This is a genomic window from Chromobacterium violaceum ATCC 12472 (assembly GCF_000007705.1).
Lineage (GTDB): Bacteria > Pseudomonadota > Gammaproteobacteria > Burkholderiales > Chromobacteriaceae > Chromobacterium > Chromobacterium violaceum.
The window spans coordinates 1,186,874-1,200,522 of sequence record NC_005085.1 but is presented as its reverse complement, the minus strand read 5'-3'; the positions used below and the strand labels follow the sequence as shown (position 1 = coordinate 1,200,522).

Here is a 13,649-nt window from a genome sequence, read left to right as displayed (position 1 = left end):
GGATGGGCATTGCCGGCAAGGCGGCGCGCCGATAAAATGACATCGTCAAAACATGGACAATTCTGAGATGTCATTGCGCGATATCCGCATGCTGGCCCGCTACAGCGCCTGGGCCAACCGCCGCCTGTTCGACGCGCTGGCCGCGCTGCCGGAAGAGGAATTGCTCAAGGCGCGCGCCACCGTGTTCGGCAACGTGCTGTCGACGCTGAACCACAATCTGGTGGTGGACCGCATCTGGCAGGGCCATCTGCTGGCCCGCCCGCACGGCTACAGCGGCCGCAACACGCCGGACACGCCCCGCCTCGCGCAACTGGCTCGGGCGCAGGCGGAGCTGGACGGCTGGTACATCGATTACGCCGACCGCCTGGATGTGGCCGAATACGAGCAGGAGGTGGACTTCGCCTTCGTCGACGGCGGACGCGGCCGCATGCGGCGCGGCGACATGCTGCTGCACATCGTCAATCACAAGAACTACCACCGCGGCTTCGTCGCCGACATGCTGTACCAGATCCCGGCCACGCCGCCGACGACCGATCTCCCGGTCTACCTGCGGGACGCGCATCGGGAGGAAGACGTCGCCCGCTAGCGCTGCAGCGCCGGCTCGGCCTCGCGCGCTATCTCCACCCGGTTGCGGCCCTTGCGCTTGGCCTGGTACAGCAGCAGGTCGGCCTCCAGAAACAGGCTGGCCAGGCTGTCGTGCTCCGGCGGCCTCAGGCAGGCCACGCCTATGCTGGCGCTGATGGGCAAACGCAATTCGCCCACCTTGGGCTCCAGATTGACGATGGCCTGCCGCAGCCGGTCCGCCACATTGCCCGCCTCCACCCGGCTGGCCTGCGGCAGCATCACCACGAACTCCTCTCCGCCGTGCCGCCCCAGCAGATCGCCCTGGCGGGACTCGGCGCGCAGGCAGTCGGCCAGCTGGCGCAGCACTTCGTCGCCCGCCTGGTGGCCGTAACGGTCGTTGACCTCCTTGAAATGGTCGAGGTCTATCAGCAACAGCGCCAACGCGTCTCCCGCGCGCTGCGCCCTGGCGAACATGGCCGCGGCCTGCTCGTGGAAGGTCCGATGGTTGTACAGCTGGGTCAGACCATCCTGCTGCGCCTGCTGGCGGACTTGCAGCAACAGCTGCTCATAGCTGATCAGCAACACGCAGAGGCTGAAGCTGTATCCGAGCCAAAACAGAGCCTGGGACGCCAACGCGTTGAACAGGATGCCGTCTTGATCGTAACGCCCTCCGACATGCCAGCCGTACCAAACCCTGGCGAGGGACACCAGGGCCTGCAGCAGCGCGAACAGTCCGGCAATCCAATGCCCTATGCCCCGGTAGGCGTGCCTGAACCGCCAGAACGCCCAAACCGATAACATCCAGAACAGCATCGAGAAGCCGGCCACGACTTGCACCCTGGCCGCGAAATCGTCAGGCCCCGCCCAGTAACGATAAGCCAGCAGTTGCAACAGCCAGAGCGCGAAACAGCCCCGCCAACCGCTGGGCAAGCCGTGCAACTGACGCGTGCAGATCACCGCTAGCGGACAGAACGCCAACAACAGGTAATTGGTCAGCTGCAACTGCTGCCAACCCGACAGCCCTAGCGGCAAGACATTGATCAGGAAACCCAGATCGCTCAGCAGGCCGGCGATGCCCAAGGTAAGCAGCGCGCGCTCCCGCCGTCCACTGAACCAGGTCAACAGCAGAACCGCGGTCAGCACCAGCGAATAACCGGCATTGCTGATCAGCGTAGCCTTGAAGTCAAGGATGCTGGGAGTATGTACGGACACAATGGGCATGGAAAGCGGCTTGCGGTATGGGTCAGGCGGCTGCCAGAGCGAATGTCGCCCTGCTCCGCGGACAAAACGCCGACACCATAGCAGAACTGCGCTGCGCCAGTACGATCGCGTCATGTCTTTCGCATCATCGTAGCCGCGCCGCGGGCCGCCCGCAACGATCAATCAGTCTACATAATTGTCGTTACAGATATAGTTAGGTAGAATACTCTATCTTTCAGAGAAGGCACTTCGCCGGCTCTGTATCTTCAGCCACGCGTTCCCATCGGATCGCGCCAGCCACCGCTCCATGCAACATCGGGCCACTCGGCCTTTTCCGCAGGTATCAAGATGCGCTTACGCCTTTTCCTGCTGCCCTTGGCGCTATCCAACGCGCCGGCGGCGGCCCCGCTCCCTTCCTATGCTTTCGCCCTGACGCCGGAAAGCGAGAAAACGCGCCCGGACATGAGCTTGCCGCGCCGCCCGCTGCGCGCGGAAGCCAAATTGCAGCTGCCGGACTTCGATGTCCCGCCTCCGCCCAGTTGGGCGCTGGAGCAAAAGAGACGCAAACGGCCAAACCGTTTTCAGCCGCCGCCGCATATCGCGCCCAAATTCGACGCGGCAACCATCAAGCTGATGCAGGAGCGCGCGAAGCGGTAAGGCGCCAAGCGCGGGCATTCCGCTTGTCGCTGCCCCGCCATTTAGGTAGAATGCTCTATCTATTCAGGACAGCGCCTATGCGACGCTTCTGTCCAAGCCAGCCACGCGTTTTCGCCGCGAAACGCGCCAGCCACGCCATCCACGCAACACCCGCCGCCCCGCGCGGCCCATCCACGCAGGAATCAAGATGCGCCCACACGCCCTCCTGCTGCCATTGGCGCTTTGCAGCGCGTCCCTGGCGGCGGCACCGCTTCCCTCCTATGAATTCGCGACCCAGCACGAGCAGCCAAAGCCTCGCGTCCAGATGAAAGCGAAAGCCGCTCCCTTGAACGTCGAGCCCCGCATCCGACTGGAAAACCTGGAGCGCCCGCTCATCGAAGTCAAGCCAGTACCTCCTTACGCGGACGCTCGCGGTTCCCCCCGTTTCGCGGACAGCTTTTCGATCAGTAAATCGCTGAGCGAATCAGGCCCGGTTCAGTTACAGCCGCGAAACAGCGGCTTTTCTCCTCATCCCGCACAGCCTGGCCTACTGCCCTCGCTGCAGCCAGGCATGGCGCCGCCCGGGGCCGATGGCAAGCAACGCGCCATCCCCATGCAGCTGCTGCCGCCATTGCCCTACCAAAGAATGCGCTGAGCGCCGCTGCCGGATCAGCGGTTGACCATGCCCATCACCTCGGCGGCGTAGCGCAGGCCGCTGACCTGGCCGCCGGCGAACATCGAGCCCAGCTCGGCCAGATCGCCGGCATCCAGTTCGACCGCCAGCGCGCCCAGGTTGTCGCGCAGGTTTGCCTGCTTGCGCGCGCCGGGAATGGCGACAATATCTTCCCCCTGCGCCAGCAGCCAGGCCAGCGCCAGCTGCGCCGGGCTGCAGCCCTTGGCGGCGGCCAGCGCCCTCACCTTGTCCACCAGCCGCAGATTGCGCTGGAAATTCTCGCCCTGGAAGCGCGGGTTGCCGCGGCGGAAGTCGTCAGCGGCGAAATCGTCCGGACTCTTGATCGCGCCGGTCAGGAAGCCCCGTCCCAGCGGGCTGTAGGCGACGAAGCCGGCGCCGACCTGGCGGCAAGCGGCCAATACGCCGTCTTCCGGGTCCCGCGTCCACAGCGAGTATTCGCTCTGCAGCGCATGGATGGGGTGGACGGCGGCGGCGCGTCGCAGCGTGTCGGCGGAAGCCTCCGACAAGCCCAGCCAGCGCACCTTGCCCGCCTTGACCAGCTCCGCCATCGCGCCGACGGTGTCCTCTATCGGCACCTCGGGATCGACGCGGTGCAGGTAGTAAAGGTCGATGCAGTCGACGCCCAGCCGCTTAAGGCTGCCCTCGCAGCTGCTGCGCGCGTAGTCCGGACGGCCGTTGACGCCGCGCCGGGCCGGATCGGCCGGATCCATCACGATGCCGAACTTGGTGGCCAGCACCACCTCGCCGCGGCGGCGCGCCAGCAGCCTGGCCAGCAGCCGCTCGTTGCTGTAAGGACCGTACATGTCGGCGGTATCGAGGAAGTTGACCCCCAGGTCCAACGCCGCGTCCAGCGTCGCCAGCGACTCGGCGTCGTCGCGCGGGCCGTAGAAAGCGCTCATGCCCATGCAGCCGAGACCCAGCGCCGAAACCTGCGGGCCGTTACGGCCCAGCGTGCGTTTTTGCATTGCCTTGCTCCCTTGGTGAAAGTGCGTTCAGCATAGGCGCTGGCACTACGTAGAAAAATGGCTGAAAATGACAAACATTATTTAGCCAGGCTTCACAATGTCGAAAATCCCGCAAGAGGCGCTGCAGGCTTTCTGCGCGATCGCCCGCCACCGCAGCTTCACCCGCGCCGGCGCCGAGCTGGGCGTCAGCGCCTCGGCGCTCAGCCAGACGATGCGCCAGCTGGAAGGGGCGCTGGGCGTGCCGCTGCTGACCCGCACCACGCGCCAGGTGGCCCCGACCGAGGCCGGCGAGGCCTTGCTGGCTCGGCTCGCGCCGGCGCTGGACGAGATCCGCGCCGCGCTGGACGAAGCCGGCCAGGCCCAAGGCCAGCCCGTCGGCCGGCTGCGCGTGACCTTGCCGCACACCGCGGCGCAGCTGCTGTTCTATCCGGCGCTGGCCGATTTCGCCGCGCGCCATCCCAGGCTCAGGCTGGAGCTGGACGTCAACAACGGACTGGTGGACATCGTCGCCCAACGCTTCGACGCCGGCGTCCGCTTCGGCGAGGCGCTGCAGCCCGGCATGCAGGCGCTGCCGGTCAGCCGGCCGCTGCGCTTCGTCGTCGCCGCCGCGCCCGGCTACCTGAGCCGCCGCGGCGCGCCGCAGCACCCCGAGGATCTGGCCGGCCATGCCTGCCTGGGCTACCGCTTCGGCGGCGGCCAGCACTACCGCTGGCAATTCGTCCGCGACGGGCTGCCGCTGCAGCTGGCCGTAGACGGCCCGCTGATCGCCAACGACAACACGGCGATGCTGCATGCGGCGCTGGGCGGCGCCGGCCTCGCCTACCTGGCCGAGCCGCTGATCGAGCCCTGGGTCGCCGCGGGCAAGCTGGCCGTGGTGCTGGACGGCTACGCGCCGCCGGCCGAGGCGCTGTACCTGTACTACCCGCATCGACCGCAGCAGCCGGCCAAGCTCAGGGCGCTGATCGCCTTCCTGCGCGAGCGCGCCGGGCTGCCGCAGGCGTGAAAAAGCCCGCCGGGAGGCGGGCTGGATGAAATGGGCGGCTCTAGCCTCAGCGCGACTGCTGCGCCAGCCGCCAGGCGGCGTCCTGCTTGTGGTAGCCCAGCAGATAATAGGCCGCCACCAGGAACACCAGCCAGCCGGGGCCGACGATCAGCGCGACACGGGTGTCCGGGAAATACGCCATCAGGCCGATCACCAGCGCCAGGAAACCCAGCGTCAGGTAGGAGCCGTACGGCCACAGCGGCATGCGGTGGCTGATGGACGCCAGCTCATCGGCCGACAGCGAGCGGCGGAAGCGCAGCTGCGCCAGCAGAATGATCAGCCAGGTCCATACCGCGCCGAAGGTGGAGATCGCGGTCAGCCAGGTGAACACTTCCTTGGGCGCCAGGTAATTCAGCAGCACGCCCAGCAGCAGCGCGGCGACCGACATCAGCAGCGCCGGCACCGGCACGCCCCGCTTGGAGACATGGGCGAAGATGGGCAAGGCCTGCTTCTGCTCCGCCAGGTTGAACAGCATGCGGCCGGTGCTGAAGATGCCGCTGTTGCAGGACGACAGCGCGGCGGTCAGCACCACGAAGTTGATGATGCCGGCGGCGGCGGGAATGCCCATGCTTTCGAAGGTGAGCACGAAGGGGCTGCCGCGGGTGCCCAGCTCGTTCCACGGGTAGATGGACAGGATCACGAACAGCGCGCCGACGTAGAAGATCAGGATGCGCCAGAACACCGAATCCACCGCGCGCGCCAGCGCCTTCTTCGGATTCTTCGCCTCGCCGGCGGTCAGGCCCAGCATTTCCACCCCCAGGTAGGCGAACATCACCATCTGCAGCGACATCAGCACGCCGGAAAAGCCGTTGGGCATGAAACCGCCGTGCGCCCACAGATTGGAGATGCCGGTGGCGACGCCGTGGTTGCCGAAGCCGAAGGCTATCATCGCGAAGCCGCCGGCTATCATCAGCACGATGGTGACAATCTTGATCAACGCGAACCAGAACTCGAACTCGCCGTAGGCCTTGACCGCGATGAAGTTGACGCCGCCCATCGCCAGCATCGCCGCCAGCGCCCAGTACCAGGACGGCACGTCCGGAAACCAGATGCCCATGTAGACGCCGACGGCGGTGATTTCCGCCATGCAGGTCACCAGCCACAGGAACCAGTAGTTCCAGCCGGTCAGGTAGCCGGCCAAGGGGCCGAGGTAGTCCTGCGCGTAGCGGCTGAAGGAGCCGGCCACCGGGTTGTGGATGGCCATCTCGCCCAGCGCGCGCATGATCATGAAAATGGCGAGGCCGCCGAGGCCGTAGGCCAGCATGATGGCCGGACCGGCCATCTTGATCGCGGTGGCGGACCCCAGGAACAGGCCGACGCCTATGGTGGCGCCCAGCGCCATCAGGTTGATATGCCTCTCCTCCAGCCCGCGGTGCAGGGTCTGTTGTTCTCCTGGCATGCATTGCTCCTTGTGTAAGCGTTGAAGTCCCGGCTCTCGTTTTGGCGCCGCCGACAGAGCCCCTGATCCTGCGCTGCGCCTCCTGGTCGGACTCGCGGTGCCGCCTGCGGCGGCGCGGCTTGGCTCAAGCGGTTTGTCAGCGGCGCTTACGTATTTTTCTCGCCGGTTAATGACAAAGCATTTTACATATATTCATATCAATATGAATAATCGAGCACATTAAAACCAGACTTGAACATTATCAAGCACACAAAAAGCCAATCTCTCGATTCGTCACGTCAAGATGAATGACACGCATCGCAAGCTGTGGACACAAAAAAGCCCGGACTCGCGTCCGGGCTTGGCTGATGCGGCAGGCCGCGCGGCGGCTCAGGCCTTGGCTTTGGACTTGCCCTTGGCCGGCTTGTCTTCCACGGCGGCCTCGTCGCGCTCCCAGGCTTCCTTGTACGGGCGGCCATAGAAGCTGTCGAGCAAGAGCTGCTTCAGCTCGCTGATCAGCGGGTAGCGCGGGTTGGCGCCGGTGCACTGGTCGTCGAAAGCGGCTTCGGCCACTTCATCCACCTTGGCCAGGAAATCGGACTCGGCGACGCCCGCGGCCTGGATGGAAGCCGGGATGCCCAGGGTCTTCTTCAACTCGTCCACCCACTCGATCAGCTTTTCCACGCGCTGATGGTCGCGGCTGGCTTCCAGGCCCAGGTGGCGGGCGATCTCGGCGTAGCGCGCCACGCTCTTCGGTCGGTCGTACTGGCTGAACGCGGTCTGCTTGGTCGGCACGTCGGCGGCGTTGTAGCGGATCACATTGCTGATCAAGAGCGCGTTGGCCAGGCCGTGCGCCAGGCCGAACTCCGCGCCGATCTTGTGCGCCATCGAGTGGCAGACGCCCAGGAAGGCGTTGGCGAAGGCGACGCCGGCGATGGTGGCGGCGTTGTGCACCTGCTCGCGCGCCTTGGGATCGTTGGCGCCGTTCAGGTAGGACGACGGCAGGTATTCCTTCAAGAGTTTCAGGGCCTGCAGCGCCTGCGGGTCGGAGTACTCGTTGGCCATCACCGAGACATACGCTTCCAGCGCGTGGGTGACGGCGTCGATGCCGCCGAAGGCGGTCAGCGACTTGGGCATGCTCATCACCAGGTTGGCGTCGACGATGGCCATGTTCGGCGTCAGCTCGTAGTCGGCGATCGGGTACTTCACGCCGGTCACCTCGTCGGTCACCACCGCGAACGGGGTCACTTCCGAGCCGGTGCCCGAGGTCGTCGGCACGGCCACCATCATGGCTTTCTGGCCCAGTTTCGGGAACTGGTAGATGCGCTTGCGGATGTCCATGAAGCGCAGCGCCAGATCGGCGAAGTGCACTTCCGGATGCTCGTACATCACCCACATGATCTTGGCCGCGTCCATCGGCGAGCCGCCGCCGATGGCCATGATCACGTCGGGCTTGAAGGCGTGGGCCAGTTCTGCGCCCTTGCGCACCACGGCCAGCGTCGGATCGGCGGGCACTTCGAAGAAGGTTTCCACCTCCAGGCCCATTTTCTTCAGCAGGCGGATCGGCTCGTCGACGAAGCCGTTCTCGAACAGGTACTGGCCGGTGACGATCAGGCAGCGTTTCTTGCCGGCCAGGTCTTCCAGCGCCACCGGCAGACAGCCGCGGCGGAAGTAAATGGACTTCGGCAGCTTGTGCCACAGCATGTTTTCAGCCCTCTTGGCGACGGTTTTCTTGTTGATCAGGTGCTTGGGACCGACGTTCTCGGAGATGGAGTTGCCGCCCCAGGAACCGCAGCCCAGCGTCAGCGACGGCGCCAGGCTGAAGTTGTACAGGTCGCCGATGCCGCCTTGCGAGGACGGGGTGTTGATCAGGATGCGGGCGGTCTTCATCTTGTCGCCGAAGTAGCGCACGCGTTCTTCCTGCAGGTCCTGGTCGGTATACAGCGCCGAGGTGTGGCCGATGCCGCCCATGGTCACCAGCGCGGCGGCCTTGTCGCAGGCGTCGAGGAAGTCCTTGGCGCGGTACATGGCCAGGGTCGGCGACAGCTTTTCGTGGGCGAAGGCCTCCTTCTCCGACACTTCCGTCACTTCGCCGATCAGCACTTTGGTGGTCGGCGGCACTTCGATGCCGGCCATGGCGGCGATCTTGGCGGCGCTCTGGCCGACGATGGCGGCGTTCAGGCTGCCGTCCTGCAGGATCACCTTGCGCACCGCCTCGGCTTCGCTCCCCTTCAGGATGTAGCCGCCGTGCTTGGAGAAGCGCTCGCGCACCGCGTCGTAGATCTCGTCGACGATGATCACCGACTGCTCGGACGCGCACACCACGCCGTTGTCGAAGGTCTTGGACATCAGGATGGAGGCGACCGCGCGCTTGATGTCGGCGGTTTCGTCTATCACCGCCGGGGTGTTGCCGGCGCCGACGCCGATGGCGGGCTTGCCGGAGGAGTAGGCGGCCTTCACCATGCCCGGGCCGCCGGTGGCCAGGATCAGGTTGACGTCGGGGTGGTGCATCAGCTGGTTGGACAGCGCGACCGAAGGCTCGTCGATCCAGCCGATGATGTCCTGCGGCGCGCCGGCGGCGACGGCGGCCTCCAGCACCAGGCGGGCGGCCTCGCAGGTGGAGCGGCGCGCGCGCGGGTGCGGCGAGAAGATGATGCCGTTGCGGGTCTTCAGCGAGATCAGCGCCTTGAAGATGGCGGTGGAGGTCGGGTTGGTGGTGGGCACGATGCCGCACAGCACGCCGATCGGCTCGGCGATGGTGATGGTGCCGAAGGTGTCGTCCTCGGACAGCACGCCGCAGGTCTTCTCGTCCTTGTACTTGTTGTAGATGTACTCGGAGGCGAAGTGGTTCTTGATCACCTTGTCTTCCATCACGCCCATGCCGGTTTCGGCGACGGCCATCCGCGCCAGCGGGATGCGGGCGTCGGCGGCGGCCAGCGCCGCGCAGCGGAAGATGTGGTCGACCTGCTCCTGAGTGAACTGCGCGAACGCGGTCTGGGCCTTCTTGACGCGGGCCACCAGGGCGTCGAGTTCGATTTGATTGCTGACTGCCATTTTGTCTCTCCAAGAACCAAATGAAATTGCCGAGCGCTTGATTGTTCGTTTTTGCTTAAAAATTTTCGAATTCGAAAAAAATGTCAGTAAAAACCCAATCCATCACCGCTGCGCGATGACGACGCCATCCAACCCTTTGTAGCGGAGCCGTTACATCCTCGACGCGATACCTTCATGAATTTCATAGGCTTCAGCGGCCATCGCGCCGGACTCGCTTGATTCACGACCATGCTAATCCCTTTTCGGATATTCGTTTTTGCGCATGGCCAAACAATTTCCGCTTTTCCCGCAAAAAGAGCGCCGGTTCGGCGCTCTCGAAACTGTCCTGATGAAAACCGCTGTAACGGCGATGCTACCGGCCGGAACTCAACGCCCCATGAAACCGTAATGGAAGTAGCGGCCGCCGCGGGTCAGCTCGCGGATGCGCGCCGGGTCGGTCTCGCCGTTGATATTGGTGATCACCAGCTTGCCGCGGCCCTGCTTCAGGTCGTTGTTGAAGTCGTAATAGCCGCCCAGCACCGCCAGCCTGCCGGCCTCCACCTCGCCGGAGAATTTCAGGATGGCGCCCTCCACCTGGTTGTTGATGTTGATCAGCGCGCCGTTGGTGGCGTCTATGCCCTTGGGAATCTCGATATTGTCGAGCTCCTTCTGCACCGCCGGGCCCAGATTGCTGTAGTCGCCGGCCGCCGCCTTGATCGCCCCGCAGCCGGTGTGGCTGACGAACATCAGCAGCGGGGTGCGCAGGTCGCGCACGCCGTACTCGACCGAGCCTTCCGAGCTGGCCAGCTGGTTGCCCAGGTTGCTGATCACGAACAGCTCGGCGTCGGCGTCGCCGCCCAGCATGCCCACGCTGCCGCCTGGGCTGGAACAGGTGACGACCGTCGCCTTCGGCGCGGCGCGCCCGCCCAGCCTGGCCAGGTAGCCCGGGGAATGCTTTGCGATGTAGGCGTTGTTGGCCTTGAGGATGCTGCCCACCACGCTCTTCACCTGGCCGGCCTCTCCCACGGCCTTCTTCTCAGCCGGCTTGGCGGCTCGCCGCGGCTTGGCCCGATGCGCGGCGCGGGGCTTGCTGCCCGGCGCCCGCACTTCCGGGCTGGGCTGGCTCAGATCCCGCGCCGGCGGCTTGGCCATCTGCACGCCCGGCTCCATTTTTTCCGGCGCGGCCTTGGCAGGCTCCGGCTTCTTGCCCGCCTCCGCCGCCGGCTTGGCCGCTTCCGCAGGCTTGGTTTCCGCTGGTTTCGCCTCGGCCGGCTTCGCTTCAGCCGGCTTGGCCGCCGGAGCGGCGCCATGCTCGGCGGCTGCCTGCGGCGGCTTGTTCAGCTTCAGCGGCAGCTTGATCACCTGCTGCACCTGCTCCTGGCCATGCGCCTCCTCCGCGGCAGCCTGATAGGCAAGCAGCGACAGGGACAACGCCATGCAAGATCCGATCCGCCGACGATTCATGCTCGATTCCTTACGTCAATCGCAATTGTTTCTATTCTGCATCATCGACCATGACGGGAAAAGCCGCCAGCCGCCTTTCACGTCGGCCTCCGCTGGCTCAGCCACACGCCGGCAAACACCAGCGCGCCCGCCGCGCCCTGCCAGGGCTGCGGCGTCTCGCCCAGCAGCAGCCAGGCCATGGCGACGGTGAACACCGGGATCAGGTTGTTGAACGCGCCGGCGCGCGCCACTGGAATCCGCGACACCGCCCAGGTGTAGAGGCCGTAGGCGCCCAGCGTGATCGCCGCGCCCAGGTACAGCACCCACAGGCTGGGAACCAGCAGCAGCGCATCCGGCCACGCGCCCCAGGGCGTCAGCATCGCCAGTCCGAACCAGGCGCAGCCGGCCAGCGTCTGGACGCCGGTCAGCGCCAGCGGCGAATAGCGGGCGGACAGGCGCTTGGCGATCAGCACGTAACCGCTGGCGCACACCATCGCGCAGAATTCCAGCGCATTGCCCAGCAGGGGATTCGGCGCGCCCGGACCGGCCTGGCTGTCCATGCTCAGCCAGATCACGCCGGCGAAGGACAGCGCGATGCCCAGCCAGACCTGGCGCGGCTGGCGCTCATGCAGAAACGCGGCCGCGCCCGCCGCCATCATCATCGGCAGCGTGGCGGTGATCACGCCGGCCTGGGACGCGCTGGTATGCATCAGCGCATTGGCCTCGAACAGGAAATACAGGCAGGGCTCGCACAAGCCCATGGCCAGCAGCCAGGGCCAGTCGCCCTGGCGGTAGCGCCAGCGGATGCGCCCGCCCATCGCCAGCGGCAGCAGGCACAGCGTGGCGATGGCCATGCGCGCGAACAGCACCGCCAGCGGATGGTAGAACTGGAACACGTACTTCAGGACGATGAAGGCGCTGGACCACAGGAACATGGCCAGCGTCAGGGCGAGATAAGGCAAGTCGGCTCCTCGGCATTGAGCGGGCCGTCTGCGCGGCCCTGTCGAGGCGGTATTGTTTCAGAAGAGAATGACGGATGTCTAACGATGCTTCACCGCGCCCGCAGCTGCGGCGCCAGCCCCATTCTGTCCGCCTGTATCCAGTATTCGACGATCTTGCCGTTTTCCACCCGGTAGCAGGCGCTGTCTATCAGCGCGACCGGCGCGCCGCTGGGCGGGTAGCCGTCCATCTCGGCCAGATGGCGGCCGAACTGGGTCCAGCGCGCGTAGGCGCGGTCGCCGTCGACCAGCAATTCGTCCACGCGCAGCGTGAAATCGCCGAACAGGCGCTGGAACTCGCGCACATGCTCGGCGTAGTTGGCCGGGCTGCGCGTCAGGGTGCGCGGGTTTTCCGACTCCAGCTGGTGCGCGGCCACGCTGGCCGCCAGGTAACGCCCGGCCGCGTCCGGATCGCGTCCGGAACGCACCTCGTCCAGAAAGCCTTGCACCACGCGCCTGGTGTCCTCGCTGCTCATGGCCTCTCCTCCATGCGGTTGCGGATGCGCTCCAGCGCCTCCATTTCGTCGCGGCAGACCTGCCGGGCATGAATGGCCATGCCTTGCTGCCACCAGTCCAGCCAATGCCGGAACGCGATCAGTAGCCTGTTCATCCCCGCCTCCATTGTTCAATCATCAATCATGAATCGCATGCTACCTGGGCAATAAACATTGAAAAACCGCATTTCCCATGACACACTGTTCATTAAATGAGAACAGATCACTTACCCGATGCCCAGGCCCTGCTCGCCTTCGACGCGCTGGTCCGCCGCGGCAGCTTCACCGCCGCCGCCGAAGAGCTGGATTGCACCAAGAGCCGGGTCAGCCAACTGGTGAAAGCGCTGGAAAAACAGTTCGGCACCGTGCTGGTGTTGCGCAACACCCGCCGCGTGGCGCTGACCGAAACCGGCCAGCGGCTGGCCGTGCATGCCCGCGAGCTGCGCAGCCTGCTGGAGCGCGCGCGCATCGACATCAACGAGGCCGAAGGCGAAGTCAGCGGCCCGCTGGTGATCAGTTCCATCACCTCCTTCGCCCAATACCTGCTGGCGCCGATACTGGCCGAGCTGGCGGTGCTGCACCCCTGCCTGCAACTGAAGCTGCAGGTGGAGAACCGGCTGCAGGACCCGATCGCCGAAGGGCTGGATTTCTGCATCCGCACCCGCAACGTCCACGACGACGCGCTGGTGGCCAAGCCGCTGGGCCTGGTGCGCGAATGGGCGTTCGCCTCGCCGGACTACCTGGCCAAGGCGCCGCCGCTCGCCACGCCCGACGACCTGCCGCTGCACCGCATCCTGCTCGACACCAGCCGGCCCAAGCTGCGCGACACGCCGGAATGGCTGTTGGAAAAGGACGGTCAGCAGAAGCAGGTACGGGTGCAGCCGGTGCTCAGCAGCCACCAGTACGCGCCGCTGCTGTCCGCCGCCATCGCCGGCAGCGGCGTCGCGCTGCTGCCCGCCTACGTCGCCAGCGAGCATCTGAGAAGCGGCCGCCTGGTGCCGGTGCTGCCGGGCTGGAGCCACGATTGCTGGCCGGTCTACCTGGTCTATCCCTACCGCCATCCGCTGCCGCGCAAGTACGAGGCCTTCATCCAGCACGTGGTGCCACGGATGCGCGCCTTGCTGGAGGCAGGCATTGATCCAGGCCAAGGCGGCATCCGGCCGTCATCGCCAGAATGAGCGCCATTCGCGCCGGCTCAAGGC

The 13,649-nt window shown here is 65.7% G+C and carries 13 protein-coding genes; 5 read left to right on the top strand and 8 right to left on the bottom strand.

What is annotated here, in order from left to right; all coding sequences use genetic code 11:
• Nucleotides 1-67 precede the first annotated feature (67 nt).
• Entirely contained in the window at nt 68-586 is a 519-nt protein-coding gene (locus tag CV_RS05625; RefSeq protein WP_218567067.1) for a DinB family protein, read from the top strand.
• Here CV_RS05625 and CV_RS22045 read toward each other — a convergent pair.
• Nucleotides 583-1,785, bottom strand: coding sequence for a GGDEF domain-containing protein (locus CV_RS22045; RefSeq protein ID WP_052278767.1), 1,203 nt, complete (start codon nt 1,783-1,785; stop codon nt 583-585). The two genes, CV_RS05625 and CV_RS22045, sit on opposite strands and share 4 nt — an antisense overlap.
• A gap of 441 nt (nt 1,786-2,226) precedes the next feature.
• Here CV_RS22045 and CV_RS23350 point away from each other — a divergent pair, with 441 nt between their 5' ends.
• Together CV_RS23350 and CV_RS05610 are read left to right on the top strand one after the other, a co-directional pair.
• The gene (locus CV_RS23350) at nt 2,227-2,421 is read left to right on the top strand and encodes a hypothetical protein (protein ID WP_139791242.1); all 195 of its coding nucleotides are present in this window, start codon (nt 2,227-2,229) and stop codon (nt 2,419-2,421) included.
• A 187-nt stretch (nt 2,422-2,608) separates the two neighbouring features.
• Complete coding sequence (locus tag CV_RS05610) at nt 2,609-3,055, top strand: hypothetical protein (protein ID WP_011134696.1); 447 nt, start codon at nt 2,609-2,611, stop codon at nt 3,053-3,055.
• 14 nt (nt 3,056-3,069) lie between these two features.
• Here the strand turns inward: CV_RS05610 and CV_RS05605 are convergent, their stop codons facing one another.
• The gene (locus tag CV_RS05605) at nt 3,070-4,059 is read right to left on the bottom strand and encodes an aldo/keto reductase (RefSeq protein WP_011134695.1); all 990 of its coding nucleotides are present in this window, start codon (nt 4,057-4,059) and stop codon (nt 3,070-3,072) included.
• 97 nt (nt 4,060-4,156) lie between these two features.
• On the opposite strand from CV_RS05605, the gene CV_RS05600 reads away from it, so the two are divergent.
• Entirely contained in the window at nt 4,157-5,062 is a 906-nt protein-coding gene (locus CV_RS05600; RefSeq protein ID WP_011134694.1) for a LysR family transcriptional regulator, read from the top strand.
• A 46-nt stretch (nt 5,063-5,108) separates the two neighbouring features.
• On the opposite strand, the gene CV_RS05595 is transcribed toward CV_RS05600, so the two are convergent.
• The 6 genes from CV_RS05595 to CV_RS23770 form a co-directional block, all read right to left on the bottom strand.
• The gene (locus tag CV_RS05595; RefSeq protein WP_011134693.1) at nt 5,109-6,500 is read right to left on the bottom strand and encodes an amino acid permease; all 1,392 of its coding nucleotides are present in this window, start codon (nt 6,498-6,500) and stop codon (nt 5,109-5,111) included.
• Nucleotides 6,501-6,869: 369 nt separating this feature from the next.
• Nucleotides 6,870-9,533, bottom strand: a complete 2,664-nt coding sequence (gene adhE / locus CV_RS05590) for a bifunctional acetaldehyde-CoA/alcohol dehydrogenase (protein WP_011134692.1) — start codon at nt 9,531-9,533, stop codon at nt 6,870-6,872.
• A 366-nt stretch (nt 9,534-9,899) separates the two neighbouring features.
• The gene (locus CV_RS05585; protein ID WP_080508925.1) at nt 9,900-10,949 is read right to left on the bottom strand and encodes a carbonic anhydrase; all 1,050 of its coding nucleotides are present in this window, start codon (nt 10,947-10,949) and stop codon (nt 9,900-9,902) included.
• 104 nt (nt 10,950-11,053) lie between these two features.
• The gene (locus CV_RS05580) at nt 11,054-11,917 is read right to left on the bottom strand and encodes a DMT family transporter (RefSeq protein ID WP_011134690.1); all 864 of its coding nucleotides are present in this window, start codon (nt 11,915-11,917) and stop codon (nt 11,054-11,056) included.
• A gap of 89 nt (nt 11,918-12,006) precedes the next feature.
• Nucleotides 12,007-12,429 carry an ester cyclase gene (locus CV_RS05575; RefSeq protein WP_011134689.1) on the bottom strand — a complete coding sequence of 141 codons (423 nt, stop codon included), beginning with the start codon at nt 12,427-12,429 and terminating at the stop codon, nt 12,007-12,009.
• Complete coding sequence (locus CV_RS23770; RefSeq protein ID WP_155295408.1) at nt 12,426-12,563, bottom strand: hypothetical protein; 138 nt, start codon at nt 12,561-12,563, stop codon at nt 12,426-12,428. The genes CV_RS05575 and CV_RS23770 overlap by 4 nt, the downstream gene beginning before the upstream one ends.
• Before the next feature lie 96 nt (nt 12,564-12,659).
• On the opposite strand from CV_RS23770, the gene CV_RS05570 reads away from it, so the two are divergent.
• Entirely contained in the window at nt 12,660-13,625 is a 966-nt protein-coding gene (locus tag CV_RS05570) for a LysR family transcriptional regulator (protein WP_011134688.1), read from the top strand.
• Nucleotides 13,626-13,649: the final 24 nt, after the last annotated feature.